Origin of the sequence: Nocardioides aquiterrae (assembly GCF_039526625.1) — a bacterium.
Lineage (GTDB): Bacteria > Actinomycetota > Actinomycetes > Propionibacteriales > Nocardioidaceae > Nocardioides > Nocardioides aquiterrae.
On record NZ_BAAAJE010000028.1, the window covers coordinates 38,687 to 64,810 of the forward strand.

Genomic DNA, 26,124 nt, shown 5'->3' on the forward strand with positions numbered 1-26,124 from the left:
GCATGAAGACCCGCGCCGCCATCCTGTGGGAGCCGCACACCGAGTGGAGTGTGGAGGACATCGAGCTCGACCCCCCGAAGCGGGGTGAGCTGCTGGTCAAGCTGGCGGCGTCCGGCCTGTGCCACTCCGACGAGCACCTGGTCACCGGCGACATGGTCCTGGACCCGGAGCTGGCGGAGGCCTTCGGGCTCAAGCAGTTCCCGGTCATCGGCGGCCACGAGGGCGCGGGTGTCGTCCAGGAGGTCGGGCCGGACACGGTCGGCTTCGAGGTCGGGGACCACGTGGTCTTCAGCTTCATCCCGTCCTGCGGCAAGTGCCCCTCGTGCTCGACCGGGCACCAGCACCTGTGCGACCTCGGCGCGTTCCTGCTCAGCGGCATGCAGCTCAGCGACTTCTCCTACCGGCACCACGCCAAGGACGGTCGCGACCTCGGCATCATGGTCGGGCTCGGCACGTTCTCGCCGTACACGGTCGTGAACGTCGACTCCGCGGTGAAGATCCGCCCGGACGTCCCGCTCGAGCGCGCGGCGCTGGTGGGCTGCGGCGTGACGACCGGCTGGGGCTCGGCGACGTACGCCGCCGACGTGCAGTCCGGCGAGACCGTCGCCGTGGTCGGCATCGGCGGGATCGGCATGAGCGCCGTCCAGGGCGCGGCGATGGCCGGCGCCCGGTACGTGGTCGCGATCGACCCCGTCGACTGGAAGCGCGAGAAGGCCCTCACGCTCGGGGCCACGCACACCGCGGCGTCGATGGCGGACGCGCAGGCGCTGATCAGCGAGATCACCCAGGGCGCGATGGCGGACAAGGCGATCCTCGCCGTCGGGCTGGCCACCGGCGACCTGATCGCGCCGATGATGAGCCTGGTCAAGAAGGCCGGCCGCGGCGTCGTCACCGCCGTCGCGAACATGATGGCCGACGACGTGAAGCTGAATCTGTTCGAGATGTCGATGATGCGCAAGGAGCTCGTCGGCTGCATCTTCGGCAACGCCAACCCGCGCTACGACATCCCGCGGCTGCTCGACCTCTACATGGACGGCCGGCTCAAGCTCGATGAGATGGTCACGACGACGTACTCTCTGGACCAGATCAACCAGGGCTACCAGGACATGCGCGACGGGAAGAACATCCGCGGCGTCATCGTCTACGACGACTGAACGGCACAGGTCCTCGTGCCACCGACCGATGGGAGGCACGTGACGCCCTGGCTCGAGCACCCGGATCCGCGGGTGCGTGCGGTGCTGGAGGTGCTCTCCGGCCGGAGCGTGGCCGAGGTGGCCTCGCACTGGTCGGTGGAGCCCGCGCTCGTGCACCGCTGGGTCCGTGGGTTCGTCGACGCCGGGTCGGCGCGGGTGACCAACCAGCCGGACCCCGACGCGGCGCGTGAGCGGGACCGGTTCCTGGCCGCGTTCGCGCACGAGATGCGGACGCCCCTGACGACCGCCCGCGGGTGGGCAGCGATGCTCGCCGAGGGCGACGTGCCACCGGCCGCCGCCGAACGGACGGTGGCGAAGCTCGCGGCCGCGCTGGACCGCCTCGACGAGCGCGTCCGGGACGTCGAGCTGCTCGCCGCCGCCTCGCTCGGCCTGGTGCGGGTCGAGCGGTCCCCGGTGCCGGTCGGCGAGCTCGCCGAGACCCTGGGGCTCGACGAGGTGCACGGGCTCGGTCCCGACGTCGTCCTCCACGTCGACCCCGACCTGTTCCGCCGCGTCCTGCGCGACCTCTGGACGGCGGCGCAGTCCCGACCGGAGCCCCGGAGCGTGCGGCTGTCGGTCGCGGAGACCGGCCCGTGGTGGGAGATCACCGTGGTCCGGGACGCCGATCCCATCGACCACGCCGTGCTGACCGCGCTGTTCGAGCCGTTCGAGCTGAACGACGACGGCACCGGCGTGACCATCGGTCTCTACCTCGCCAGGGCCCTGGTGGTTGCGCATGGTGGGACAATGGGCGCCGATCAGGACGACGACAGTGCCGTCCTGTGGGTCCGGGTCCCGCGGGGCACCGGACCCCGCCGGACAACCCATGAGGAGAACCATGTTCAAGCTCGCCTGCGGTGATGTCATGCCGGGCTGCGCCGCCACCTTCGAGAACGCCGACCGCGGTGCGCTGATGTCCGCCGTCGCGTCCCACGCGGCAGCCGACCACGGCATCACCGACCTCACTCCCGACGTCGTCGCCGCCGTGGAGAGCAAGGTCGTCCGCGTCGCCTGACCGTCGTCAGGCGGCCGAGGTGGGGACGTCGGCGTCCATCTGCGCGACGAAGTCGCGCTTGACCTGGCGCCACGCCTCGTCCGTCATGCTCCGGCGCCAGTACGGCGAGCACGACATCGCGGAGCGCGGCAGGCCGCGCTCACCGAGGAGGTGCCGGCGGATCGCGCGGATCTCGTCGGCCTCGCCGTGCACGAACGCGTGCACCCGGCCGGCGGGGAAGGCCAGGTCCGCGACCGCGCGGGGCAGCAGCTCGGCGTCCGCCGGCGTACCGGACCGGTGCAGCCAGGCGAGGTCGAGCTCGCCCGGGCAGCTCAGCTCGACCTCGTGCTCCGGACCGTCGCAGACCAGGCGCACCACCGCGCGGCGTCCGGCCGGGACCGCCTCGAGCGACGCGGCGATCGCCGGCAGCGCGGACTCGTCGCCGACGAGCAGGTGCCAGTCGGCCTCGGGGTCGGGTCGGTAGCCGCCCCCGGGACCCTCCAGGACCAGCACGTCGCCGGGCGCGGCGCTCGACGCCCAGCGCCCGCCGACACCGGCGTCGCCGTGCACGACGACGTCGAGCACCAGGCGAGCGCCGTCCCAGCCGCGCACCGTGTAGCGGCGGCGGGCCGGCCAGTGCGCCCGGTCGTGCGCCTCCCGCACGTCGGCCGGCGCGAACACGGCGTCGTACGGCGCACCCGCCGGCGGGATCGCCACGTTGACGTAGGCGTCGGTGTCGCCGGACACCGCGAAGCCGGCCAGACCCGGACCGCCCAGCACCACCCGCACCAGCGCGGGCGTGAGCCACGTCGCCGACTCGACCGTTCCGTAGTACGCCATGGAGTAAGGCTACCCTTACCTCGTTACAGTGGCCGCCATGAGCGGGCTGCTGGTCGCCGGGACCACCTCCGACGCGGGCAAGACCGTCGTGACCACCGGTATCTGCCGGGCGCTCGCGCGGGCCGGTGTGAAGGTCGCGCCGTTCAAGGCGCAGAACATGTCGAACAACTCCATGGTGTGCGCCGACGGCGAGATCGGGCGCGCTCAGTGGATCCAGGCGGTCGCCGCGCAGGCGGAGCCCGAGGCGGCGATGAACCCGGTGCTCCTCAAGCCGGGCAGTGACCTGCGCAGCCACGTGGTGGTGATGGGGCAGCCGGCCGGGACGGTCGACGCGTCCGACTTCGCCACCGGCCGGGAGCGCCTGGCCCGGGCGGCGTACGACGCCTGGGACGACCTGTCGTCGCGGTACGACGTGGTGGTCGCCGAGGGTGCGGGCAGCCCCGCCGAGATCAACCTGCGCAGCAGCGACTTCGTGAACATGGGGCTCGCCCGCCACGCCGGCCTGGCGACGGTCGTGGTCGGCGACATCGACCGCGGCGGGGTGTTCGCGGCCCTGTACGGCACGGTCGCGCTCCTGGAGCCGGAGGACCAGCGGCTGGTCGCGGGCTTCGTCGTGAACAAGTTCCGTGGCGACCGGGGGCTCCTGGCGCCGGGCCTGGCCCAGCTGGAGGCGCTGACCGGTCGGCGAGTGCACGGCGTGCTGCCCTGGCACCCGGACCTGTGGCTGGACTCGGAGGACGCGCTGGACCTGGACGGGCGGCGCGGGCGCGACCAGCGGGCGGCGCTCAAGGTCGCGGTCGTGCGGCTGCCGAGGATCAGCAACTTCACCGACGTCGACGCGCTCGGGCTGGAGCCGGGGCTGGACGTGGTGTTCGCGAGCGACCCGCGTGCCCTGGCGGACGCCGACCTGGTCGTGGTCCCCGGGACCCGGGCCACGGTCGCCGACCTGGCCTGGCTGCGCGACCGGGGCCTCGACCGCGCGGTCGTCGCGCACGCGTCGGCCGGACGTCCGGTGCTGGGCATCTGCGGCGGGTTCCAGATGCTCGGGCGGACGGTCGCCGACCCGCACGGCGTCGAGGGGGCTCCGGGCGAGGTGGCGGGGCTGGGACTGCTCGACGTCCGCACGGACTTCGCCCCGGAGAAGGTGCTGCGGCTGCCGCGCGGCGCCGCGCTCGGCGCGCCGACCGCCGGCTACGAGATCCACCACGGCCGGGTCACCTGCGGCGCGGGCGTGGAGGAGTTCCTCGGCGGCGCGCGGGCCGGCCACGTGTTCGGGACGATGTGGCACGGCAGCCTGGAGGGCGACTCCTTCCGGACCGCCTTCCTCACCGCGGTCGCCCGCGCCACCGGGCACGTGTGGGAGCCCTCGGGGGTGAGCTTCGCGGCCGCGCGCGAACGCCGGCTGGAGCTGCTCGCCGACCTGGTCGAGGAGCACCTGGACCTGGACGCGCTGCACACGCTGGCCGTCGCGGGCGCGCCGGACGTGCCGCTCCTGCCGCCGGGGGCCGCCGCGTGAGGGTCCTGGTCACCGGCGGGGTGCGGTCCGGCAAGTCGGCGCACGCGGAGGAGCTGTTCGCGGACCGGGCGGCCGTCACGTACGTCGCGCCGGGACCGGTCCACGACGACGCCGACTGGCTGGCCCGGATCGAGGCGCACCGGGCCCGGCGGCCGCGCACCTGGACCACGCTCGAGACCGGCGACCTCACCGCCGCCCTGCGCACCCGCGGCCCGGTGCTCGTCGACTGCCTCGGCACCTGGCTGACCCGGCTGGTCGACGACGCGGGGATGTGGGACGCCCGCACCGAGGACGTCTCGGCGTACGTCGAGGAGGAGGTCGCCGCCGCGGTCCGGGTCCTGCGCGCGGACGTGGTGCTGGTGACCAACGAGGTCGGCTGGGGCGTGGTGCCGGAGCACCGCTCCGGGCGGCTCTTCCGCGACCTGCTCGGCGAGGTCAACAAGCGCTTCGCCGCCGCCTGCGACGAGGTGCACCTGGTCGTGGCCGGGCGGGTGCTGAAGCTCTAGCCGAGAAGGGCGACCCAGGTCAGCAGGCTGACCGCGAGAGCGACCTCGATCGCCGCGCCCATCACGTCGCCGGTGACGCCGCCGAAGCGCCGCGTCACCCGCCGCACGAGCAGCAGGACCGCCAGGCCGCCGGTGACCGAAAGCAGCACCCCGCCGACGACGGCCACCGGGAGCGGCACGGTGCCGACGTACGACGCGCCGAGCCCGTCGGGCCGGGCGCCCGGGACGCGGGTGCAGCACACGATCCACAGCGCGCACCGCGACAGGCAGACCAGGGCGCCGGCGACCAGCGGGGCGTCGACGAGCGCGGCGAACGACACGGCCTGCAGCCCGGCCACCACGACGGTGGCGAGCACGCCGGCCGGGCCGCTGGTGCCGGACCGCATCACCTCGAGCGACCGGGCCGCGTCGTACGACGCCGTCAGTCCGTCGACGGTGTCGGACAGGCCGTCCCAGTGCAGCGCGCGGCTGCCCGCGGCGAGGGCGCCGACACCGAGCAGCCCGGACGCCAGCGGTGGCAGGGCGAGCGCGACGCCGACGGCGAGCACCGCGGCGACCAGCACGCCGAGCGGCAGCGCGGCCAGCGGCGCGAGGAGCATGGCGGCGCGCGTGGTGCGGCGGTCGACCCGGCCCGGCGGCCGCACGGGGAGCGCGGTGAGGGTGCCGAGGGCGAGCCGCCAGGCGTCAGCCACCGAGCTCCTCGAGCAGGGCGACGTCGCGGAGCAGGGCGACCGCGCTGCGCAGCACGGGTACGGCGGCGACCGCGCCGCTGCCCTCACCCAGCCGGAGCCCGAGGTCGAGGACCGGCTCGAGGCCGAGCTTCGCGAGCGCGAGCGACTGGGCCGGCTCGGTCGAGCGGTGGCCGGCCGCGAACCAGAAGGCGGCGCCCGGGTCCATCCGGTCGGCGGTGAGCGCGCACGCGACGGCCATCAGTCCGTCGAGCAGGACCGGGACGCCGTGGCGCGCGGCCTCGAGCAGGTAGCCGGTGCTCGCGGCGAGGTCGGCGCTGCCCAGTGCGACCAGCGTCTCGACCGGGTCGTCGACGCGCCCGCCCGCGCGGTCGAGCGCCTGCTGGACGACCGCCTGCTTGCGCGCCAGCCCGGCCGCGTCGACGCCGGTGCCGCGGCCGGTGACCTCCGCCGCCGGGAGGCCCAGCGCCGCGGCGACCAGGGCGGCCGCCGGGGTGGTGTTGCCGATGCCCATGTCACCGCTCAGCAGGAGGTCCGCGCCCGCGGCGATCTCCTCGCGCGCGATGTCCGCGCCCGCCGCCAGCGCGGCCCGCGCCTGCTGGGGGGTCAGCGCGTCCTCGAGGTGGATGGCGCCGGACGAGCGGCGCACCTTGTGGCGGCGTACGTCGTCGGGCACGCCGTCGAGGTCGTCGTCGACGCCGAGGTCCAGCACGCGGACGTGCACCCCGTGGGCCGCGGCGAGGGCGTTCGCGCCGGCCCGGCCGGCCACGAAGGTGCGGACCATCGCCGCCGTGATCGCGGGCGGGTACGCCGACACGCCGTGCCGCGCCACCCCGTGGTCGCCGGCGAAGATGACCAGCCGGACGTTCGTGAGCTCGCGCGGCGGCACCGCGTCCTGGACCGCGCACAGCCAGACCGCCAGGTCGCCGAGCCGGCCGAGGGCGCCCGGCGGGGTCGCGAGGGCCGCGAGCCGCGCGGCAGCGGCGGCCGCCGCCTGGGAGGAGGGTCGGCGCATGGCGGTCAGGCTAACGGCTCCAGCACCTCGCGGACCCAGCGGTCGACGTCGCGCGCGGACCGCAGCCGCACCACGACGAGACGGGGGTGCTCGGCGGCGACCGCCGGGATCCGCTGGTGGTAGCTGCGGCGGCTGCGGACCGCCCACCGGACCACGTGGTCGCGGTCGGTGAAGAACGTGTGCAGCGGCGCCTCCCGGTTGCCGTGCCACAGCTCCTCGCGGCGCACCCGGCGCCCGACGGTGCGGCGCACGAGCCGGACGAGCGTCACCCGGAACGGCAGGTCGACCCACACCAGCAGCTCCGCGCGGGCGGCGACCAGCGGCCGGGCCTCGTCGTACTGCCACTCGCACACCCACCGGTCGCCGCGCACCAGCTCTTCGACCTCCGCCCGGAACGTCGGACGGGGTGTCCAGCCGGGGCCGTGGAACAGCGAGTCCAGCTCGGTGTACGGCAGGTCGAGCAGCGTCGCGAGCCGGCGGGCGAGGGTGCTCTTGCCGGACCCGGAGACGCCGGCCACCGCGATCCGCGCCGGCCGGTGGGGGAGCGGGTCGGCAGCGCTGAGCACCGCGGCATCGTACGGTGCTGGCGTGGAGCCGTCCGAGATCGTGCCGGGGGACCGCCCGGGCACCTTCGTGCTGCGGATGGCCGGGATGAACCAGTCGCACGTGGACCTGCGCCACCCGCTCCAGCTCGAGTTCGAGTACGTGCGCCGGATCGCCGACGTCATCGACGCGGCCGGTCCTCCGGGAGCGCCGCTCCGGACGGTCCACGTCGGGGGCGCGGCGATGACGCTGCCGCGGTACATCGCGGCCGCCCGGCCGCGCTCGCCCCAGGTCGTCCTGGAGCCGGCCGCCGAGGTCACCGAGCTGGTCCGCGCCGAGCTGCCGCTGCCGCCGCGCAGCGGGATCAAGGTGCGCCCGGTGGACGGCCGGCGCGGGATCGCCGGGCTGCGCGACGGGTACGCCGAGCTCGTGGTGCTCGACGCGTTCGCCGACGCCCGGGTGCCCGGCGACCTGGTCACCGTGGAGTTCTTCCGCGACGTGGCGCGGGTGCTGGACCCGGCCGGGCTGTTCGTGCTGAACCTGACCGACCGGGCGCCGTTCGGCTGGGTCCGGCGGGTCGTCGGCGGGCTGCGGTCGGTGTTCCCGGAGCTGCTGCTGACCGCGGAGCCGGCGACCCTGCGCGCCCGGCGCCTCGGGAACCTGGTGGTGGTCGCGTCCCGCGGGCCGGTGCCCGTGGCGGCGCTGCGGCAGCGCTCGGCGAGCGCGCCCGCGCCGTACCGGGTGCTCGACGCCGCCCAGGTCAGCGACGGCTTCGGGGGCGGCACGCCGTTCACGACGGACGACACCGAACCGTCCCCGCCGCCGGTCGGTCGGTGACACCTCGTGGGACGTCATACGGACGGTGGAAGGGGATGCTCCATCCGTATGACGTCCTGGCGGGCACGACCATGCTCAGGAGTACGCCGTGCCTCGCGGCTCCCGCGTCCACAGCACGCCCTCGCCCGCGACCGGGCCCTCGGCGGCGAGCGCCCGCTTGAGCACCTTGTTGGTCGCGGTGCGGGGCAGCGTGCCGACGACCCGGACGTACCGCGGCCACGCCTTGGGGGACAGGTCGGGCTGTGCGGCCAGGAACTCCTCCAGCAGCGACGGGGAGAGGTGGCCGGTGACCACCAGCGCGGCCATCACCTGGTCGCCGACCGACTCGTCCGGCACGGCGTACACGGCCGCCTCGGAGACCGAGGGGTGGCGCAGCAGGATCCGCTCGACGGGCGCGGCCGTGAGGTTCTCGCCGTCGACGCGCAGCCAGTCGGCGGTGCGCCCGGCGAAGTAGACGAACCCGTCGGCGTCGCGGTAGGCGAGGTCGCCGGACCAGTACATCCCGCCGCGCATCCGCTCCGCCTCGGCCTCCGGGTCCTCGTAGTAGCCGGCGAACGCGCCGGCGCCCAGGGTGTTGACCAGCTCGCCGGTCGCCTCCTCGGCGTTGAGCAGCGCACCGGTCTCGTCGAAGACGGCGTCCGGCGTCTCCGCCATCGTCACCGGGTCCAGCACCTGCACGCCCTCGACCGGCCGGCCCAGCGACCCCGGCGGCATCCCCGGGACCCGCTGCACGACCACGGCGTTCTCGGTGGAGGAGTAGGAGTCGACGACCACGCAGCCGAAGCGCCGCGCGAAGCCCTCGATGTCCCGGTCGTTGGCCTCGTTGCCGAACACCAGCCGCAGGGGGTTGTCCGCGTCGTCGGGCCGCTCGGGCGTCGCCATGATGTAGGTGAGCGGCTTGCCGACGTAGTTGGCGTACGTCGCGCCGTACCGCCGGACGTCGGGCAGGAAGCCGGACGCCGAGAACCGCCGGGCCAGCGCCACGGTCGCGCCGGCGGCCAGCGCCGGGCCCCAACCGGCCATGATCGCGTTGGAGTGGAACATCGGCATCGACACGTACGCCGTGTCCGCGCCGGTCAGCCCGAACCGCTCGGACAGGAACTGCCCCGGGTACGCGACCTTCGCCTGCGTGACGTTGACGGCCTTCGGCTCGCCGGACGTGCCGGAGGTGAAGATCAGCATCATCAGGTCGCCCGGGCCGACCTCGACGTCGGGCACGCCGGCGTCGGCCCGCTCGGCGAGCAGCTCCGGCCAGTCGGGGGAGTCGACCGGGAGGACCGGTACGTCGGCATCGGCGAGCAGCTCGGCGTGCGCCGCGTCGGTCACGACGACCTGCACGTCCGCGCGCGCCACGTCCGCGGCCAGCGCGGCGCCCCGCCGGGTGGGGTTGAGGCCCACCACCGCGTGCCCGCCGAGGGCCGCGCCGCCGAGGAGGAACGCGAACTCGGGCACGTTCTCCAGCAGCACGCCGACGTGCGGCGGCGCGCCCTGCGGCAGCAGCCGGGCCAGCACGGCCGACCGCACGCACGACTCCCGCACCACCTCGGCCCAGGTCCAGGCGTGGTCCTCGAACAGCAACCCGGGGGACTCGTCCGCCGCCCGCGCGAGCAGCTGCTCGCGCACCGTGGGCATCCCGGCCGGCGGGCTCACGCGGGCTCGGCGGCCAGCGCCCGTCCGATCGTCAGTGCCTGCTCGGTCGACCCGCCGTGGAGGAACTCGAAGCGCTTGGCGCCGGTGAAGTACCGGTGCGCCTCGCCGTCCAGGTCGATGCCGACCCCGCCGTGCACGTGCACGGTGGTGTGCGCGAGCCGGTGCCCGGCGTCCGCGGCCCACAGCTTGGCGATCGCGACCTCGGTGTCCGCGGGCAGGCCCTCCTCGAGCCGCCACGCGGCCTGCCAGAGCGTCAGCCGCTGGCCGAGGACGTCGATGTAGCCGTCGGCCAGCCGCTGCGACACCGCCTGGAAGGTGCCGATCGGGCGGCCGAACTGCTCGCGGGTCTTCGCGTACTGCGACGTGAGACGCAGCGCGCCCTCGGTGATGCCGAGCTGCTCGGCGGCGCCGCCGAGCACCATCAGCTGCCGGAGCCGGTGATCGGCCGAGCCGTCGGCCGCGCCGAGGAGCCGGTCGGCGCCGACCTCGACCCCGGCGAGGTCGAGGCGCGCGACCGCGTCCCGGTCCGAGAACGTCTGCGGCACCACCGTCACCCCGGGATCACCCGGCTCGACCAGGAAGACGCCGACGCCGGACGGGGTCTCGGCCGGCACCAGGAACACGTCGGCGTACGGGCCGGCGGGGACCACGGCCTTGCTGCCGGTCAGCCGGTAGCCGTCGCCGTCCTGGGCCGCGGTCGTCGTCGGCCGCTCGGGGGCCCACGCCCGCTCCTCGGCGACCGCGGCGGTCACGACCGTCGCGCCGGTGGCGGCCCCGGTGAGCCAGCGCTGCTCCTGCTCCGCGGTGCCGACCTCCGCCAGCAGGCGGGCGGCCGGTCCGTGCGCGGCGAGCGGGACCGGAGCGACGGTGCGGCCGACCTCGACGATCACCCGGCAGAGCTCGATGAGGCCGAGACCGGCGCCGTCGTACTCCTCCGGGAGCGCGAGCCCGAGCAGGCCCGCCTCGCCGAGCGCGGCCCACAGGTCGCGGTCGAACCGGTCGCCGCCGGACTCGACGGCCTTCATCCGCTCGTTGGTGGCACGGTCCGCGAGGATCCCCGCCGCGAGCTCCGCGGCCTCGTCCTGCTCCTGGGTGAACCGGAAGTCCATGTCGTTCAGCTCTCTCCGTCGATTCTGGGGCTACGAACGCTTGGCTGCGGGGAGGCCGAGGCCGACGTACCCGATGATGTCGCGCTGGATCTCGTTGGTGCCGCCGCCGAACGTCATCACCAGGGCGGAGCGGTAGAACCGCTCGAGCCGGCCCTGGAGCACCGCGCCGTCGGACTCGGCGGTGACGCCGGCGTTCGGCCCGACGACCTCCATCAGCGAGCGGTACACCTCGGTGGCGAGCTCGGAGCCGTAGATCTTGGTCGCCGACGCCTCGGCGGGCGACAGGTCGACGCCCGCGTCCGCGTCGGCCGCGAGCTTCCAGTTGATCAGCCGCAGCGCCTCCGCGCGGGCGTGGGCGCGGCCGAGGGCGATCTGCACCCACTCGGCGTCGATCACCCGCTGGCCGTCGGGGTTCTTCGTCTCCTGCGCCCAGCGCCGGACCATCTCGATCGAGTGCGTCAGCGGCGCGGCGGAGGTGAGCGCCACCCGCTCGTGGTTGAGTTGGTTGGTCATCAGCGACCAGCCGCCGTTGAGCTCGCCGACCAGGTTGCCCGCGGGCACCCGCACGTCCTCGTAGTACGTCGCGCTGGTGCTGACGCCGGCGACCGTGTGCACCGGCGTGTACGAGAACCCGGGGGAGTCGGCCGGCACCAGGATCATCGACAGCCCCTTGTGCCGCGGCAGGTCCGGGTCGGTACGGCAGGCCAGCCAGATCCAGTCGGCGTACTGGATCAGCGAGGTCCACATCTTCTGGCCGTTGATCACCCACTCGTCGCCCTCGCGGACCGCGCGGGTCTTCAGCGAGGCGAGGTCGGTGCCGGAGCCGGGCTCGGAGTAGCCGATCGAGAAGTGCAGGTCGCCCTGGAGGATCCGGGGGAGGAAGTACTCCTTCTGCTCGTCGGTGCCGTAGCGCATGATCGTCGGCCCCACCGTGTTGAGCGTCAGGTAGGGGATCGGAACGCCGGCGACCGCGGCCGCGTCGGTGAAGATCAGCTGGTCGGTCATCGACCGGGCCTGCCCGCCGTACTCCTCGGGCCAGCCGATGCCGAGCCACCCGTCGGTGCCCAGCCGGCGGATCACGTCCTTGTAGACCTGGCTGTCGCCGAACTCGCCGGTCGCCGACGAGAGGCCCGCCTTGACGTCGGGGGTGACGAGGGCGGCGAAGTACTCGCGCAGCTCCTCGCGCAGCCCCTCCTGGTTCGGTGTCAGCGCGATGTGCATGCGGGCCAGACTAGAACGTGTTCTCATTCTGGTCCATAATGGACCCATGAGCGATACCCGACAGCTCGACCACGGAACGGCTCCCGAGCGCTTCGCGCGCGGGTGGCACTGCCTGGGCCTGGCCGACTCCTTCCGGGACGGCACGCCGCACGGCGTCGAGGCGTTCGGCGGCAAGCTCGTCGTCTGGGAGGACTCACAGGGCGAGATCAACGTGCTCGACGGCTACTGCCGGCACATGGGGGGCGACCTCACCCAGGGCGAGGTCAAGGGCGACGAGGTCGCCTGCCCCTTCCACGACTGGCGCTGGGGCGGCGACGGCAAGTGCAAGCAGATCCCGTACGCGCGGCGGGTGCCGCTGCGGGCGCGGACCCAGAAGTACCCGGTGGTGATCCGCAACGGCCAGGTGCTGGTCTGGCACGACGTCGAGGCCTCGGAGCCCGACCTGGACATCCTGCCGCCGGTGCTGCCGGGCCTCGAGGAGGGCGAGTACACCGCGTGGACCTGGGAGGTCGTGCCGATCACCGGCTCGCACTGCCGCGAGCTGATCGACAACGTCGTGGACATGGCGCACTTCTACTACGTGCACTTCTCGTTTCCCACGAGCTTCCGCAACGTCTTCGAGGGCACCCAGGCGACCCAGTACATGGAGTCCAAGGGCCGCCCGGACAAGTCCGGCGGCTACGGTAGCGCCGAGCTGTTCCTGAAGTCCGAGGCGACGTACTACGGACCGGCGTACATGATCAACTGGCTCGACGTCGACTACAAGGGGTTCGAGACCGAGGTGATCCTGATCAACTGCCACATCCCGACCGGGCCGGACTCGTTCACGCTGCAGTACGGCATCACCGTGAAGAAGCCCGAGGGCCTCGACGACGACACGGCCGACTACATCGCGAAGAAGTACGCGCAGATGTTCGGCGAGGGCTTCCTCCAGGACGTGCACATCTGGAAGAACAAGGTGCCGGTCCAGAACCCGCTGCTCTGCGAGGAGGACGGCCCGGTCTACCAGCTGCGGCGGTGGTACGAGCAGTTCTACGTCGACAAGGCCGACATCGCCCCGGAGATGGTGGACCGCTTCGAGTTCGAGGTCGACACCACCAAGGCCAACGAGTTCTGGCAGGAGGAGGTCGCCGAGAACCTCCGCAAGAAGGCCGAGCAGGACGACGCCGACCACACCGAGTCCGCCGAGACTCCCCAGCTGATGTCGGGGACCTGACGCCGATGGCCTCCTTCGTCCCCACCCGCGCCGAGACCCTCGAGGACCAGCGCCTGTACACGTCGGCCCGGCTGGTCGAGGTCGCCTGCCTGGACTGCCTGGCGCACGTCGGCGTGAAGAAGAACAGCGAGCACCACACCTCGATCCAGTGGACCGCCGAGGCCCGCCGGTCCTGCCCGGAGCTGGGCCGGCGCGCGAGCGGCCGCGAGGGCCATCCGGCCTGCCCGCGCCTGGCGGCCAGCATCGAGGCCGCCGTACGCGAGGGACAGGTCCCTATCGGAGCCGAGGACGGTTACTAGGTCGTGAGCGAGGACTCCTACGAGCTGAAGGTCGTCGACGTGGTCGAGGAGACCGCGGACGCGCACTCCATCTCCTTCGAGGTGCCGGCCGGCGCCGAGGAGCGGTTCGCCTACAAGCCCGGGCAGTTCCTGACCCTGGCGGTGCCGTCGGAGCGCACCGGCGTGGCCGCGCGCTGCTACTCGCTGTCCAGCAGCCCGGTCGGCGGCGGGCCGCTGACGATCACCGTCAAACGGACCGCGGACGGGTACGCGTCCAACTGGATCTGCGACCACGTCCGCGAGGGCGACTCGGTGCGGGCGCTCCCGCCGAGCGGCATCTTCACGCCGGCGTCGCTCTCCGCCGACCTGTTGCTGTTCGCGGGCGGCAGTGGGATCACGCCGATCATCTCCATCACCCGGACCGCCCTCCAGCAGGGCACGGGCCGGATCGTGCTGTTCTACGCGAACCGCGACGAGCGGTCGGTGATCTTCGCGGCGGAGCTGGCCCGGCTGGCGGCCGAGCACCCCGAGCGGCTGGTGGTGGTGCACTGGCTGGAGTCCGTGCAGGGGCTGCCCAGCCAGGAGCAGCTGAAGGCGTTCGCGAGCAGCTTCACGTCGTACGACGCGTTCGTGTGCGGCCCGGGGCCGTTCATGAAGATGACGACCGCGGCGCTCAAGGAGCTGGAGTTCCCGCGCGAGCGGCGGCACCAGGAGAAGTTCGTCTCGCTCGGCGGGAACCCGTTCGGGGACCTGCACGACCAGGAGGTCGCCGAGCACGAGATCGAGGACGCCGAACGCGACCAGGACGAGGTGGTCGTCGACGACGCCGGAGCCGAGCCGCAGGGCCCGGTGCGGCTCGAGGTGGAGCTCGACGGCCAGGACTACGCCTTCGACGACTGGGCGCCCGGCACGAAGCTGCTCGACCACCTGGAGTCCAAGGGCGTGAAGGCGCCGTACTCGTGCCGGGAGGGGGAGTGCTCGGCGTGCGCCCTCCGGCTGCTGGAGGGCGAGGTCAAGATGCTGCACAACGACGTGCTCGACGAGGAGGACATCGCCGAGGGGATCCGGCTGGGCTGCCAGTCCGTCCCGGTCACCGACACGGTGCGCGTCACGTACCACTGAGAGGCCGTGCGACACCCCAGGTCCAGACCACCACGGACCCGGGTGCTCTGGTGCGTAACCGGCGCGGGTACCGGGAAGTTTGCTGCTCAACCCATGAAGCGAACAACTCCGGCCCGCGACCAGTGATCGCCGCTCCCTCCTGATCGCCGCCGCCCGGGTCCGGAGACCGGAATGAGGGATGGCCGTGCTTCTCGGACTGTGCTTGATCACCGTGGCCCTGCTGGGGTGGCGGCTGACCGCGACCGCGGCGAGGCCGGACCGCCAGGTCTCCGGGCAGCGTGACCTCGACCGGAGGTTTCGCCAGCTCCACCACCACCCCGAGCGGGTCACGTTCCACGACGTCGAGAACCTGATGCTCTCCGACTCCGTCCCGGCCGCGACGGTCGCCCGGGTGCTGGCTCGCTCGGCCGCGCAGCACCTGACCGCACGCACGATGTGGCGCTGGGCCGCCGTGCACGGCACCTCGCGCCTGGTCACGGTGGTCGACGCCGGCGTCGCCGAGGACACCCTCCTCGACCACCTCGACGCCGGGACGTCGCCCGACTGGACCATGCTCCACCTGTTCGCGGGGCTCGCCACCGCGACGACCCCCGCCGGCGTGCCGCTCGACGAGCTGATCGACCTCGACGCGGTGCCGGACTACGACGACCTGACGTTCCTTGACGACCTCACGGACTGGTCGACCGCCTCGCCCGACCCGTTCGAGCTGCGGCAGTTCGACAACCTGCCCCCGATCACCGGCCCCGGCCTCGCGCCGTACCGCCCGGTCGCCGAGTGGGAGGGCGACGGGGACTGGCCCGAGGTCGCCTGAGGCGAATACGGAGGCGCATCGCCCGCGTCCGTGGTGAGGTGGCGTCGTGGTCGAGTACGGCGCGCGAGCCAAGCGCCTGCCGGCGCCGCCCCACGTCGTGTGGGACGACCTGGTGGCGCGCAAGCGCGTCGGCGTGCGCGCCTGGCTGGCGCTGCGCAGCGACGAGGTCGTGCCGGAGGTGCTCGAGGCGGCGCGGCCGCGCCGCGTGGTCTGGTCGTCGCTGTGGCCCGCGCGTCCCGACGACTGGGTGGAGCTGACGTTGACCGCGCGCGGGACCGAGACTCTGCTCGGCTTCCGGCTGCTGACCCCCGGCGACCCGCCCGACGACGACCTGACCCGACGCATCCGCTACCGCGTGAACCGGCTGCTGTACGACGACCTCCGGCGGTCGTACGACGGCTGAGCGCGTCGCGGATTGGTCACCAACCGCACGTTCGAGGCCCGAATTCATGCGGTTGGTGACCAATCCGCACGCTTCGCGCGGGCCGGCGGTGCGTCAGCCACCGTCCCGGCGGCGGGTTCGGTGGCTCACCCACCGCCGGCCGACGGGTGCGCGGATTGGTCACCAACCGCACGTTCGAGGCCCGAATTCATGCGGTTGGTGACCGATCCGCGTGTCTCACCAGCCCCGCGCCCGCCAGTCCGGCAGCGCCGGCCGCTCGGCGCCGAGCGTCGAGTCGTTGCCGTGGCCGGGGTAGAACCAGGTGTCGTCGGGGAGGCGCTGGAAGATCTTGGTCTCCACCTCGTCGATGAGCTGGGCGAACGCCGCCTCGTCGCCGAAGGTGTTGCCGACCCCGCCGGGGAAGAGCGAGTCGCCGGTGAACAGGTGGGGGTGCCCGGACGGGTCCTCGTAGAGCAGCGCGATCGAGCCGGGGGTGTGGCCGGCCAGCGCGATGACCGACAGCGAGCAGGAGCCGACGGCGACGGTGTCGCCCTGGCCGACCGGCCGGTCCACGGGGACGCCGGTCTGCTCGGTGATCGCCGCGGCGTCCGGTGCGCCGGCGACGACCGAGGCTCCCGTGGCCGAGACGACGGAGGCGAGCGCCCGGTGGTGGTCCCAGTGCTGGTGCGTGGTGATCACCGTCGTCAGGCCCGCGGGGCCGATCAGGTCGAGCAGCACCGGCGCCGCGTCGGCGGCGTCGATCAGCACCTGGTCGGCGGTGTCGCGGCAGGTCAGCAGGTAGGAGTTGTTCGACATCTTCTCGTCGACCGCGACCTTCGCGATCGTCAGGTGCTCCAGCTCCCGGACGTCCGCCTCGCCGCCGACCGTCACCTCGCCCGTGTACGACATCACCACGCTCCGATCCGCGGCAGCTCGCCGCTGTCGCTCGTCAGTCCTTCGCCGGTACCCCGGCCGGTCACCCACCACGCCAGATCGACGGCGGCGCCGGAGACGACCGGCCCGCCCTCGCCGTACCTCCACTCGCGGCCGAGGTCGGTCGCGTGCGCCGTGAACGGCCCCGGCGAGCGGGCCGCCGCGCCGTCCAGCACGTGTACCGCGAACTCCGGCGCCCACGACGACCGGTCGTAGCCCACCGCCAGGTCGGCGTGGTGGATCTCGATCTCGCGCAGTCGCATCGACGGCACGTCCGCGACCGTGAAGGTCCGGTCGCTGCCGGGGCTGCGCTCGATGACCGTGCCCGACCGGTCCTCGGGTACGGCGGCGAGCGCGTCGGCCAGGTCGGTGCAGCCGCCGAGCAGCCGCGCCCGGACCGCGGCCGGCTCCTCGCCGGCGAGCTCGTCGATGTCGTCGTCACGGGCCTCCTGTGAGGCGTACATCGGCACCCGGCGGCCCTCGACGACGCCGGTGAGGGCGCCGGCGAGGCCCTCGGCGTTGAGCGCCAGGTGGGCGAGCACATGGGCCCGGGACCAGCCGGGCAGGGCGCTCGGGGCGGCGTACTGCTCGTCGCTCAGCCCGTCCGCGCTGCGGATCAGCCGCCGAGTCGCTTCGGACAGGTCCAGGGGGTCGGCCATGGGGCCATCCTGCCGGATGGGCCCACTGTCGGTGGCCCGTGAGAGTGTGGGGAACACGGGCGGGCGCGGGTTCGTTATGACTGGTTCGCGCCGGTTACGATGGCGAACACCTGTTCGAAGCGAGGGGATCAGTCAGTGGCGGACCAGCTCATCATCCGAGGTGCGCGCGAGCACAACCTCAAGGACGTGTCGCTCGACCTGCCCCGCGACTCCCTCATCGTCTTCACCGGGCTGTCCGGCTCGGGCAAGTCCTCCCTGGCGTTCGACACGATCTTCGCCGAGGGGCAGCGGCGGTACGTCGAGTCGCTGTCGGCGTACGCCCGCCAGTTCCTCGGCCAGATGGACAAGCCCGACGTCGACTTCATCGAGGGCCTGTCGCCCGCGGTGTCGATCGACCAGAAGTCCACCTCCAAGAACCCGCGCTCCACCGTCGGCACCATCACCGAGGTCTACGACTACCTCCGGCTCCTCTACGCCCGCGCGGGCCGCGCGCACTGCCCGACGTGCGGGGCGCCGATCGAGCGGCAGACGCCGCAGCAGATCGTGGACCGGATCCTCGCGCTCGAGGAGGGCCGCCGGTTCCAGGTGCTGGCCCCGGTCATCCGCGGCCGCAAGGGCGAGTACGTCGAGCTGTTCAAGCAGCTCCAGGCCCAGGGCTTCTCCCGCGCCCGGGTCGATGGCGAGACCTACTCGCTCGACACTCTGTCGTCGGAGGGGCCGAAGCTCGACAAGCAGAAGAAGCACACCATCGAGGTGGTCGTCGACCGGCTCGCGGTCAAGGAGTCCTCGAAGCGCCGGCTCACCGACTCGGTCGAGACCGCGCTCCAGCTCGCCGGCGGTCTGGTGCTGTTCGACTTCGTCGACCTGGACCCCAAGGACCCGGGCCGCGAGCTGAAGTTCAGCGAGAAGATGGCGTGCCCGAACGACCACCCCATCGACACCGACGAGCTCGAGCCGCGGTCGTTCTCGTTCAACTCGCCGTTCGGCGCCTGCCCGACCTGCCACGGTCTCGGCACCCGGCTCGAGGTCGACCCGGAGCTCGTCGTCCCCGACCCGCAGGCGACGCTGGGGGAGGGCGCCATCCAGCCGTGGAGCCAGGCGCACGTCTCCGACTACTTCCTGCGGCTGATGGGCGCGCTCGGCGAGGAGCTCGGCTTCGACCTGAACACGCCGTGGGAGGACCTGCCGGCCAAGGGCCAGAAGGCGATCCTGAACGGCCACCCGACCAAGGTCCACGTCGTCACCCGCAACCGGTACGGACGCCAGCGCGCCTACTACGCCGAGTTCGAAGGGGTCAGCTCCTACATCGAGCGGCGCCACCACGAGGCGGAGTCCGACGTCAGCCGGGAGCGCTTCGAGGGCTTCATGCGCGAGGTCCCGTGCCCGGCGTGCGGCGGCAGCCGGCTCAAGCCGGTGTCGATGGCGGTGACGCTCGGTGCCTCGCTGCAGGACGGCGGCAAGAACATCGCCGAGGTCTGCGCGCTGCCGATCAACGAGACCGCGGACTACCTCCGCAACCTCGACCTGACCCCGCGCGAGCGCCAGATCGGCGAGCGGGTGCTCAAGGAGATCCAGGAGCGCCTGAACTTCCTCCTCGACGTCGGTCTCGACTACCTGTCGCTGGACCGCCCGTCCGGGTCGCTCTCCGGTGGCGAGGCGCAGCGGATCCGGCTGGCGACCCAGATCGGCGCCGGGCTGGTCGGCGTCCTCTACGTGCTGGACGAGCCGTCGATCGGCCTCCACCAGCGCGACAACCACCGGCTCATCGAGACGCTGGTGCGGCTCAAGGACCTCGGCAACACGCTGATCGTCGTCGAGCACGACGAGGACACGATCCGGGTCGCCGACTGGGTCGTCGACATCGGTCCCGGTGCCGGCGAGCACGGCGGCCAGGTCGTGCACAGCGGCGATGTCGCCGGGCTGCTCGCCCACCCCGACTCGATGACCGGCCAGTACCTCTCCGGCCGCCGCGAGATCCCGGTGCCCGCGGTGCGCCGGCCGCGCACCAAGGGCCGCGAGCTCACGGTGCACGGCGCCCGCGAGCACAACCTCCAGAACGTCGACGTCTCGTTCCCGCTGGGTCTGTTCGTCGCGGTCACCGGCGTCTCCGGATCGGGCAAGTCGACGCTGGTCAACGACATCCTCTACACCTCGCTGGCCAAGCAGATCTACAACGCCCGCGCGGTTCCCGGCCGGCACCAGAAGATCACCGGCCTCGAGCACGTCGACAAGGTCATCCACGTCGACCAGTCGCCGATCGGCCGCACGCCGCGGTCGAACCCGGCGACGTACACCGGCGTCTTCGACCACATCCGCAAGCTGTTCGCCTCGACACCCGAGGCGAAGATGCGCGGCTACCTGCAGGGCCGGTTCTCGTTCAACGTCAAGGGCGGCCGCTGCGAGGCGTGCGCCGGCGACGGGACGATCAAGATCGAGATGAACTTCCTGCCGGACGTCTACGTCCCGTGCGAGGTCTGCCACGGCGCCCGCTACAACCGCGAGACGCTCGAGGTGCACTACAAGGGCAAGACGATCGCCGAGGTCCTCGACATGCCGATCGAGGAGGCCGCGGAGTTCTTCGCCGCGGTGCCCGCGATCGCGCGGCACATGAAGACGCTCGTCGAGGTCGGGCTCGGCTACGTCCGCCTCGGTCAGCCGGCGACCACGTTGTCCGGCGGCGAGGCGCAGCGCGTGAAGCTGTCCTCGGAGCTGCAGAAGCGGTCCACCGGCCGCACCGTCTACGTGCTCGACGAGCCGACCACCGGTCTGCACTTCGAGGACATCCGCAAGCTGCTGCTCGTGCTCGGCCGGCTGGTCGACCAGGGCAACACCGTGCTGGTCATCGAGCACAACCTCGACGTCATCAAGACCGCCGACTGGCTGGTCGACATGGGCCCCGAGGGCGGTTCGCGCGGCGGCACCGTGGTCGCGGAGGGCACGCCCGAGGCTGTGGCGGCCAACCCGGACAGCTACACCGGGCAGTTCCTCGCGCCGCTGCTCGAGGGGCGCGAGGCCGAGCAGCCGAAGGCCCGGCGCGCCGCCGCGGCGAAGGCGCCCGCCCGGAAGACCGCGGCGAAGAAGACGGCAGCCAAGAAGACCACGAAGGCGACCACGAAGGCGACGGCGAAGACGACGGCGAAGAAGACGGCGCCGCGGCGCCAGGCGAGCTGAACCCGGGCGCCCACCACCCCGTGGGTACGGTGAAGATTCAACGACCACCAGCCCGAGAGGACGACCGATGTCGCTCACCCGCCGCAACGCCCTGACCGGAGCAGCCGCTGTCGCAGCAGGGGCTCCGCTCCTCGCGGCGTGTGGGAGCTCCGGCGGCGGGTCGACCGCCACCGAGTCGACGGCCCAGGCCGGCCTGACGCTCGGCCCGGCCTCCGAGGTGCCGGTCGGCGGCGGCAAGATCTACGCCGATCAGAAGATCGTGGTCACCCAGCCCACGCAGGGGACCTTCGAGGGCTTCTCGGCGATCTGCACCCACCAGGGCTGCCCGGTGTCCACGGTCGCGAACGGCACCATCAACTGCACCTGCCACGGCAGCAAGTTCTCCATCCAGAACGGCGCGGTCGAGAACGGCCCGGCCACGACGCCGCTGCCCCGCGTCGACGTCAAGGACGACGGCGGCCAGATCGTCACGGCCTGACGACACCGTCCACACCACCGACACCACCGGCACCACGAGGGGGGCGCTGTCGCACCCGGACCGTAAGGTTGGGGACGTGCCATCGCCTGCGTCGTACCGGCCCGAACCGGGGTCGATCCCGACCCAGCCGGGGGTGTACCGGTTCCGCGACCCGAAGGGTCGGGTCATCTACGTCGGCAAGGCGAAGAACCTGCGCGCCCGGCTGTCGTCGTACTTCCAGGACGTCCGCCACCTGCACGCGCGCACGGCGACGATGGTGACGACCGCGGCGAGCGTCGAGTGGACGGTCGTCAAGACCGAGGTCGAGGCGCTGCAGCTGGAGTACTCCTGGATCAAGGAGTTCGACCCGCGGTTCAACGTGAAGTACCGCGACGACAAGTCCTACCCGTGGCTGGCGGTGACCGTCGGCGAGGAGTTCCCGCGGGTGATGGTCGGCCGCGGCGCCAAGCGCAAGGGCACCCGCTACTTCGGCCCCTACAGCCACGCCTGGGCGATCCGCGAGACCGTCGACCTGCTGCTGCGGGTCTTCCCGATGCGCTCGTGCAGCAACGGCGTCTTCAAGCGATCGGCCCAGATCGGCCGACCCTGCCTGCTCGGCTACATCGACAAGTGCTCCGCCCCGTGCGTCGGCAACGTCAGCGCCGAGCAGCACCGGGAGATCGTCGACGACTTCTGCGAGTTCATGGCCGGGCACACGACGGCGTTCGTCAAGCGGATCGAGAGGGAGATGTACGCCGCCTCCGAGGAGCTCGACTTCGAGAAGGCGGCGCGGCTCCGCGACGATCTCGGCGCGATCCGCAAGGCGCTCGAGAAGCAGGCGGTGGTGCTCGGCGACGGCACCGACGCCGACGTGGTCGCGCTGGCCGAGGACCCGCTCGAGGTCGCCGTCCAGATCTTCTACGTCCGCGGCGGCCGGATCCGCGGCCAGCGCGGCTGGGTGGCGGACCGCGTCGACGAGGGCGACACCGCCAAGCTGGTCGACGACTTCATCCTGCAGCTGTACGCCGGCGCCGGGCCGGACGAGATCCCGCGGGAGATCCTGGTGCCGGCGTTGCCCCCGGACCACGCGACCTACGAGCAGCTGCTCAGCGACCTGCGCGGGTCGAAGGTGGCGATCCGGGTGCCGCAGCGCGGCGACAAGAAGGCGCTGCAGGAGACCGTCGAGAAGAACGCCGAGCAGGCCCTCGCCCTGCACAAGACCAAGCGGGCCAGCGACCTGACCACCCGCAACCGGGCGCTCGAGGAGCTCCAGGAGGCGCTGGGCCTGGACGAGGTGCCGCTGCGCATCGAGTGCTATGACGTCTCCAACCTGCAGGGCACCGAGGTCGTCGCGTCGATGGTCGTGTTCGAGGACGGCCTGGCCCGCAAGAGCGAGTACCGCCGGTTCGTGATCCGCGGCGTCGACGGCCAGAACGACGTCGCGTCGATGCACGAGGTGATCACCCGCCGGTTCCGCCGGCTGCTCGACGAGCAGGCCGGCTCGACGGAGCGGGTCACCGAGAACGGTCCGATGCTGGTCGATCCCGAGACCGGCCGGCCGCGGAAGTTCGCGTACGCGCCCGGACTGGTGGTCGTCGACGGCGGCCCGCCGCAGGTCGCCGCCGCGCAGCGCGCGCTGGAGGAGCTGGGCATCGTCGACATCCCGGTCGTCGGGCTGGCGAAGCGGCTCGAGGAGGTGTGGCTGCCGGGCCAGGAGGACCCGGTCATCCTGCCCCGCTCGAGCGAGGGGCTGTACCTGCTCCAGCGGATCCGCGACGAGGCACACCGGTTCGCGATCACCCACCACCGCTCCCGGCGGTCGAAGTCGATGGTGGAGAGCGTGCTCGACGACGTGCCGGGACTGGGCGAGGTGCGCCGCAAGACCCTGCTCAAGCACTTCGGGTCGCTCAAGAAGCTCCGCGAGGCGACCACCGACGAGATCGCGCTGGTGCCGGGCATCGGCCCGCGGACCGCCGCTGCGATCAAGGATGCGGTCGCGCAGGCGAAGGGCAAGACTGGCGTCCGCGTGAACACCGCGACCGGCGAGATCGAGGAGGCCTGAGTGGAGCAGTCGCATGACCATCACGGCGAGCTGGTGGTCGTCACCGGGATGACCGGGGCCGGCCGCAGCACGGCGGCCAAGGAGCTGGAGGACCTCGGCTACTACGTGGTCGACAACATGCCGCCGAGCCTGCTCCGCGAGGTGGTCCAGCTGGTCGACGAGAGCCGTGGCGTCGAGCAGCCGATCGCGGTGGTCGTCGACGTCCGGTCCGGCTCGTTCTTCCAGACCCTGCAGGCCAACCTCGCCCAGGGCGCGACCGGCCGGCACGCCACGCTGGTGTTCCTCGAGGCGACCGACGACGTCCTGGTCCGCCGCCAGGAGGCGGCCCGCCGTCCCCACCCCCTCCAGGGCGCGGGCCGGCTGCTGGACGGGCTTCAGCGCGAGCGCGGGGTGCTCGCGGACCTGCGCAGCGACGCCGACCTGGTCATCGACACCACCGCCCTCAACGTGCACCAGCTGACCGACCGGATCGCGGAGGCGTTCGGCACCCCGGACAACACCCGCCTGAAGGTCACCGTGACGAGCTTCGGCTTCAAGTACGGCATCCCCGTCGACTCCGACTTCGTCGCCGACATGCGGTTCCTGCCCAACCCGCACTGGGTTCCCGAGCTCCGGGCCAGCACCGGCAGGGACAAGGAGGTCGCGGACTACGTGATGAGCCAGCCCGGCGCGGCGGAGTTCATCGACGCCTACGTGCCGGTGCTCGAGGGCGTCGCCGAGGGCTACCTGCGGGAGGGCAAGCGGTTCATGACGGTCGCCGTCGGGTGCACCGGTGGCAAGCACCGCAGCGTGGCGATGGCCGAGGAGATCACCCGTCGGTTGAAGGCGGCCGGCTACGAGACGCGCGCCAGCCACCGCGATCTCGGGCGCGAGTGATGGCGTCGGACCGTTCCCAGCTGCGGGCCCAGTCCGTCGTCGCGTTCGGGGGCGGGCACGGCCTCGCGGCGACCCTGCAGGCGCTCCGCCTGCTCGTCGACGACCTCGTGGTCGACGACCTCACCGCGGTGGTGACGGTCGCCGACAACGGCGGGTCCTCCGGCCGGCTGCGCTCGGAGTTCGGCGTCCTCCCGCCGGGCGACCTGCGGATGGCCCTCGCCGCGCTCTGCGGGGAGAACCGGTGGGGCGACACCTGGGCCCGGGTGCTGCAGCACCGCTTCGCCGGGCAGGGCGAGATGCGCGGCCACGTGATCGGCAACCTGCTGATCGTCGGGCTCTGGGAGCAGCTCGGCGACCCGGTGGCGGCGCTGGACTGGGTCGGCAAGCTGCTCGGCACGTCGGGGCGGGTGCTGCCGATGGCGCTCACGCCGCTCGACATCACCGCCCACGTCCGCGGCCTCGACCGCGACGACCCGGACCGGCTGACGCCGGTCCGCGGCCAGGTCGAGGTGGCGACCACGGACGGTGTGATCGCGTCGATCGCGCTGGACCCGCCCGACCCGACGCCGTGCCCCGAGGCGGTGGACGCCGTGCACGCCGCGGACTGGGTGGTGCTCGGCCCGGGGTCGTGGTTCACGTCGGTGATCCCGCACCTGATGGTCCCGGCGCTGCGCGGCGCGATCGTCGGCAGCGACGCCCGGGTCGTGGTCACCCTGAACCTCGACGAGCAGGCGGGGGAGACCCCGGGCTTCGGCGCCGCCGACCACCTCGCCGTGCTCGCCGAGCACGCGCCCGAGCTGCGCGTCGACACCGTCCTCGCCGACACCCGCCACGCACGCGAGCCCGAGCTCGAGCAGGTCGTGCAGGCGACCGGCGCGCGGCTCGTGGTCGCGGACGTCGCGTGCGACGACGGCTCGCCGAGGCACGACCCGGTGAAGCTCGCCGCGGCGTACTCCGCGGTCATGGGCGGTTCTCCCGAAGGGGCCGACGCAGCGCGTTGACGGGCGTGAAAGGATCGGCCCCATGGCGATGACGGCCCAGGTGAAGGCAGAGCTGGCCAGCACCCAGATCACCAAGACGTGCTGCCGCAAGGCCGAGGTGGCCTCGATGCTGAGGTTCGCCGGTGGCCTGCACATCGTGAGCGGGAAGATCGTCGTCGAGGCCGAGTTCGACACCGGGGCGGCCGCGCGCCGGCTGCGCACCAACGTCGCCGAGGTCTACGGGCACCAGTCCGACGTCGTGATGGTCCAGGGCAACGGCATCCGCAAGGGCAGCCGGTACATCGTGCGCGTCGTCAAGGACGGCGAGGCCCTGGCCCGCCAGACCGGGCTCCTGGACCAGCGGGGCCGACCGGTGCGAGGCCTGCCCCCGGCGGTCGTGTCCGGCGGTGGCTGCGACGCGGTCGCGGCCTGGCGCGGCGCGTTCCTCGCGCACGGCTCGCTCACCGAGCCCGGCCGGTCGTCCGCCCTGGAGGTGACCTGCCCCGGGCCCGAGGCGGCGCTGGCGCTGGTCGGCGTGGCGCGGCGACTGGGCATCCACGCGAAGGCCCGCGAGGTGCGCGGCGTCGACCGCGTCGTGATCCGCGACGGCGACGCGATCGGCCAGCTGCTCACCCGGCTCGGCGCCCACGAGTCCCTGATGGCGTGGGAGGAGCGGCGGATGCGCCGCGAGGTGCGGGCGACCGCGAACCGGCTCGCGAACTTCGACGACGCCAACCTGCGCCGCTCCGCCCGCGCCGCCGTCGCGGCCGGCGCCCGGGTCGGGCGCGCGATGGAGATCCTCGGCGACGACGTACCCGACCACCTCCGGATGGCCGGCGAGCTGCGCCTCGAGCACAAACAGGCGTCGCTGGAGGAGCTCGGGCAGCTGCACGACCCGGTCCTCACCAAGGACGCGATCGCCGGCCGGATCCGCCGCCTGCTGGCGATGGCGGACAAGCGGGCCGAGGAGCTCGGCATCCCCGACACCGAGGCGTCGCTGACCCCGGACATGCTGGCCGACGAGGCCTGACGGCTCGGGCTCCCGGACCCTCGGTTCGTTACCC

Annotated in this window: 26 protein-coding genes; 17 read left to right on the forward strand and 9 right to left on the reverse strand. The window is 72.9% G+C overall.

All coding sequences use genetic code 11. From position 1 onward, the window contains the following. Positions 1-2: 2 nt before the first annotated feature. Genes ABD086_RS21770 through ABD086_RS21780 form a run of 3 tightly spaced genes read left to right on the forward strand, consistent with a single transcriptional unit; the run spans position 3 to position 2,208 of the window. Positions 3-1,154, forward strand: coding sequence for an NDMA-dependent alcohol dehydrogenase (locus tag ABD086_RS21770; RefSeq protein ID WP_343910128.1), 1,152 nt, complete (start codon positions 3-5; stop codon positions 1,152-1,154). A gap of 39 nt (positions 1,155-1,193) precedes the next feature. Next, complete coding sequence (locus tag ABD086_RS21775) at positions 1,194-2,054, forward strand: histidine kinase dimerization/phospho-acceptor domain-containing protein (RefSeq protein ID WP_343910130.1); 861 nt, start codon at positions 1,194-1,196, stop codon at positions 2,052-2,054. Further along, entirely contained in the window at positions 2,032-2,208 is a 177-nt protein-coding gene (locus ABD086_RS21780) for a DUF1059 domain-containing protein (RefSeq protein WP_343910132.1), read from the forward strand. Before ABD086_RS21775 ends, ABD086_RS21780 begins: the two co-directional genes overlap by 23 nt. A gap of 6 nt (positions 2,209-2,214) precedes the next feature. Here ABD086_RS21780 and ABD086_RS21785 read toward each other — a convergent pair whose 3' ends face one another. Beyond that, positions 2,215-3,027 (reverse strand): siderophore-interacting protein, encoded by an 813-nt coding sequence (locus tag ABD086_RS21785; RefSeq protein ID WP_343910134.1) that lies wholly within the window; start codon positions 3,025-3,027, stop codon positions 2,215-2,217. A gap of 37 nt (positions 3,028-3,064) precedes the next feature. Between ABD086_RS21785 and ABD086_RS21790 the strand changes: the two genes are divergently transcribed. Continuing rightward, a complete protein-coding gene (locus ABD086_RS21790) occupies positions 3,065-4,543 on the forward strand; it encodes a cobyric acid synthase (protein WP_343910136.1) in 1,479 nt (492 codons plus the stop codon). Next, positions 4,540-5,049 carry a bifunctional adenosylcobinamide kinase/adenosylcobinamide-phosphate guanylyltransferase gene (cobU, locus tag ABD086_RS21795; protein ID WP_343910138.1) on the forward strand — a complete coding sequence of 170 codons (510 nt, stop codon included), beginning with the start codon at positions 4,540-4,542 and terminating at the stop codon, positions 5,047-5,049. Before ABD086_RS21790 ends, cobU begins: the two co-directional genes overlap by 4 nt. Here the strand turns inward: cobU and ABD086_RS21800 are convergent. Genes ABD086_RS21800 through ABD086_RS21810 form a run of 3 tightly spaced genes read right to left on the reverse strand, consistent with a single transcriptional unit; the run spans position 5,046 to position 7,319 of the window. Then, a complete protein-coding gene (locus ABD086_RS21800; protein WP_343910140.1) occupies positions 5,046-5,741 on the reverse strand; it encodes an adenosylcobinamide-GDP ribazoletransferase in 696 nt (231 codons plus the stop codon). The genes cobU and ABD086_RS21800 overlap by 4 nt on opposite strands. Next, the gene (gene cobT, locus ABD086_RS21805; protein ID WP_343910142.1) at positions 5,734-6,753 is read right to left on the reverse strand and encodes a nicotinate-nucleotide--dimethylbenzimidazole phosphoribosyltransferase; all 1,020 of its coding nucleotides are present in this window, start codon (positions 6,751-6,753) and stop codon (positions 5,734-5,736) included. Before cobT ends, ABD086_RS21800 begins: the two co-directional genes overlap by 8 nt. Before the next feature lie 5 nt (positions 6,754-6,758). After that, the gene (locus tag ABD086_RS21810; RefSeq protein ID WP_343910144.1) at positions 6,759-7,319 is read right to left on the reverse strand and encodes a P-loop NTPase family protein; all 561 of its coding nucleotides are present in this window, start codon (positions 7,317-7,319) and stop codon (positions 6,759-6,761) included. Positions 7,320-7,341: 22 nt separating this feature from the next. On the opposite strand from ABD086_RS21810, the gene ABD086_RS21815 reads away from it, so the two are divergent. Beyond that, entirely contained in the window at positions 7,342-8,133 is a 792-nt protein-coding gene (locus tag ABD086_RS21815; protein WP_343910146.1) for a spermidine synthase, read from the forward strand. A 75-nt stretch (positions 8,134-8,208) separates the two neighbouring features. Here the strand turns inward: ABD086_RS21815 and ABD086_RS21820 are convergent, their stop codons facing one another. Genes ABD086_RS21820 through ABD086_RS21830 form a run of 3 tightly spaced genes read right to left on the reverse strand, consistent with a single transcriptional unit; the run spans position 8,209 to position 12,113 of the window. Beyond that, a complete protein-coding gene (locus ABD086_RS21820) occupies positions 8,209-9,783 on the reverse strand; it encodes an AMP-binding protein (protein WP_343910147.1) in 1,575 nt (524 codons plus the stop codon). Further along, positions 9,780-10,892, reverse strand: a complete 1,113-nt coding sequence (locus ABD086_RS21825; protein ID WP_343910149.1) for an acyl-CoA dehydrogenase family protein — start codon at positions 10,890-10,892, stop codon at positions 9,780-9,782. The genes ABD086_RS21820 and ABD086_RS21825 overlap by 4 nt, the downstream gene beginning before the upstream one ends. Positions 10,893-10,922: 30 nt before the next feature. Then, positions 10,923-12,113: an acyl-CoA dehydrogenase family protein gene (locus ABD086_RS21830; RefSeq protein ID WP_343910151.1), complete on the reverse strand. Its 1,191-nt coding sequence runs from the start codon at positions 12,111-12,113 to the stop codon at positions 10,923-10,925. A 46-nt stretch (positions 12,114-12,159) separates the two neighbouring features. Here ABD086_RS21830 and ABD086_RS21835 point away from each other — a divergent pair, with 46 nt between their 5' ends. The 5 genes from ABD086_RS21835 (at position 12,160) to ABD086_RS21855 (ending at position 15,943) form a co-directional block, all read left to right on the forward strand. Then, positions 12,160-13,329, forward strand: a complete 1,170-nt coding sequence (locus ABD086_RS21835) for a 3-ketosteroid-9-alpha-monooxygenase, oxygenase component (protein ID WP_343910153.1) — start codon at positions 12,160-12,162, stop codon at positions 13,327-13,329. 5 nt (positions 13,330-13,334) lie between these two features. Then, positions 13,335-13,628 carry a hypothetical protein gene (locus ABD086_RS21840; protein WP_343910155.1) on the forward strand — a complete coding sequence of 98 codons (294 nt, stop codon included), beginning with the start codon at positions 13,335-13,337 and terminating at the stop codon, positions 13,626-13,628. A gap of 3 nt (positions 13,629-13,631) precedes the next feature. Then, on the forward strand, positions 13,632-14,729 hold the full coding sequence (locus ABD086_RS21845; protein ID WP_343910156.1) for a 2Fe-2S iron-sulfur cluster-binding protein: 1,098 nt from the start codon (positions 13,632-13,634) through the stop codon (positions 14,727-14,729). Positions 14,730-14,913: 184 nt separating this feature from the next. Further along, the gene (locus tag ABD086_RS21850; RefSeq protein WP_343910158.1) at positions 14,914-15,540 is read left to right on the forward strand and encodes a hypothetical protein; all 627 of its coding nucleotides are present in this window, start codon (positions 14,914-14,916) and stop codon (positions 15,538-15,540) included. A gap of 46 nt (positions 15,541-15,586) precedes the next feature. Then, positions 15,587-15,943, forward strand: a complete 357-nt coding sequence (locus ABD086_RS21855; protein WP_343910159.1) for a hypothetical protein — start codon at positions 15,587-15,589, stop codon at positions 15,941-15,943. Between the two features lie 216 nt (positions 15,944-16,159). Here ABD086_RS21855 and ABD086_RS21860 read toward each other — a convergent pair whose 3' ends face one another. Beyond that, positions 16,160-16,831, reverse strand: coding sequence for an MBL fold metallo-hydrolase (locus ABD086_RS21860; protein WP_343910160.1), 672 nt, complete (start codon positions 16,829-16,831; stop codon positions 16,160-16,162). Next, on the reverse strand, positions 16,831-17,514 hold the full coding sequence (locus tag ABD086_RS21865; protein ID WP_343910162.1) for a maleylpyruvate isomerase family mycothiol-dependent enzyme: 684 nt from the start codon (positions 17,512-17,514) through the stop codon (positions 16,831-16,833). The genes ABD086_RS21860 and ABD086_RS21865 overlap by 1 nt, the downstream gene beginning before the upstream one ends. Before the next feature lie 135 nt (positions 17,515-17,649). On the opposite strand from ABD086_RS21865, the gene uvrA reads away from it, so the two are divergent. The 6 genes from uvrA to whiA all read left to right on the forward strand — a co-directional run bounded on the left by uvrA (position 17,650) and on the right by whiA (position 26,090). Next, on the forward strand, positions 17,650-20,685 hold the full coding sequence (uvrA, locus tag ABD086_RS21870; RefSeq protein ID WP_343910164.1) for an excinuclease ABC subunit UvrA: 3,036 nt from the start codon (positions 17,650-17,652) through the stop codon (positions 20,683-20,685). Between the two features lie 67 nt (positions 20,686-20,752). After that, positions 20,753-21,163, forward strand: a complete 411-nt coding sequence (locus tag ABD086_RS21875) for a Rieske (2Fe-2S) protein (protein WP_343910166.1) — start codon at positions 20,753-20,755, stop codon at positions 21,161-21,163. A 76-nt stretch (positions 21,164-21,239) separates the two neighbouring features. Next, positions 21,240-23,204: an excinuclease ABC subunit UvrC gene (gene uvrC, locus ABD086_RS21880; protein ID WP_343910168.1), complete on the forward strand. Its 1,965-nt coding sequence runs from the start codon at positions 21,240-21,242 to the stop codon at positions 23,202-23,204. Then, the gene (gene rapZ / locus ABD086_RS21885) at positions 23,205-24,080 is read left to right on the forward strand and encodes an RNase adapter RapZ (protein WP_343910170.1); all 876 of its coding nucleotides are present in this window, start codon (positions 23,205-23,207) and stop codon (positions 24,078-24,080) included. It begins immediately after the preceding gene. Next, complete coding sequence (locus ABD086_RS21890) at positions 24,080-25,081, forward strand: gluconeogenesis factor YvcK family protein (RefSeq protein ID WP_343910172.1); 1,002 nt, start codon at positions 24,080-24,082, stop codon at positions 25,079-25,081. The genes rapZ and ABD086_RS21890 overlap by 1 nt, the downstream gene beginning before the upstream one ends. A 22-nt stretch (positions 25,082-25,103) precedes the next feature. Continuing rightward, positions 25,104-26,090 carry a DNA-binding protein WhiA gene (gene whiA / locus ABD086_RS21895; RefSeq protein ID WP_343910174.1) on the forward strand — a complete coding sequence of 329 codons (987 nt, stop codon included), beginning with the start codon at positions 25,104-25,106 and terminating at the stop codon, positions 26,088-26,090. The last annotated feature ends 34 nt before the right edge of the window (positions 26,091-26,124 follow it).

Coding starts and splice junctions, on each gene's coding strand:
- ABD086_RS21780 (WP_343910132.1), top strand. CDS start 2,032: ATGTTCAAGCTCGCCTGCGGTGATGTCATGCCGGGCTGCGCCGCCACC.
- ABD086_RS21840 (WP_343910155.1), top strand. CDS start 13,335: ATGGCCTCCTTCGTCCCCACCCGCGCCGAGACCCTCGAGGACCAGCGC.
- ABD086_RS21825 (WP_343910149.1), bottom strand. CDS start 10,892: ATGGACTTCCGGTTCACCCAGGAGCAGGACGAGGCCGCGGAGCTCGCG.
- ABD086_RS21860 (WP_343910160.1), bottom strand. CDS start 16,831: ATGTCGTACACGGGCGAGGTGACGGTCGGCGGCGAGGCGGACGTCCGG.
- ABD086_RS21890 (WP_343910172.1), top strand. CDS start 24,080: ATGGCGTCGGACCGTTCCCAGCTGCGGGCCCAGTCCGTCGTCGCGTTC.
- ABD086_RS21830 (WP_343910151.1), bottom strand. CDS start 12,113: ATGCACATCGCGCTGACACCGAACCAGGAGGGGCTGCGCGAGGAGCTG.
- ABD086_RS21835 (WP_343910153.1), top strand. CDS start 12,160: ATGAGCGATACCCGACAGCTCGACCACGGAACGGCTCCCGAGCGCTTC.
- ABD086_RS21785 (WP_343910134.1), bottom strand. CDS start 3,027: ATGGCGTACTACGGAACGGTCGAGTCGGCGACGTGGCTCACGCCCGCG.
- ABD086_RS21875 (WP_343910166.1), top strand. CDS start 20,753: ATGTCGCTCACCCGCCGCAACGCCCTGACCGGAGCAGCCGCTGTCGCA.
- ABD086_RS21865 (WP_343910162.1), bottom strand. CDS start 17,514: ATGGCCGACCCCCTGGACCTGTCCGAAGCGACTCGGCGGCTGATCCGC.
- ABD086_RS21790 (WP_343910136.1), top strand. CDS start 3,065: ATGAGCGGGCTGCTGGTCGCCGGGACCACCTCCGACGCGGGCAAGACC.
- whiA (WP_343910174.1), top strand. CDS start 25,104: ATGGCGATGACGGCCCAGGTGAAGGCAGAGCTGGCCAGCACCCAGATC.
- cobT (WP_343910142.1), bottom strand. CDS start 6,753: ATGCGCCGACCCTCCTCCCAGGCGGCGGCCGCCGCTGCCGCGCGGCTC.
- ABD086_RS21770 (WP_343910128.1), top strand. CDS start 3: ATGAAGACCCGCGCCGCCATCCTGTGGGAGCCGCACACCGAGTGGAGT.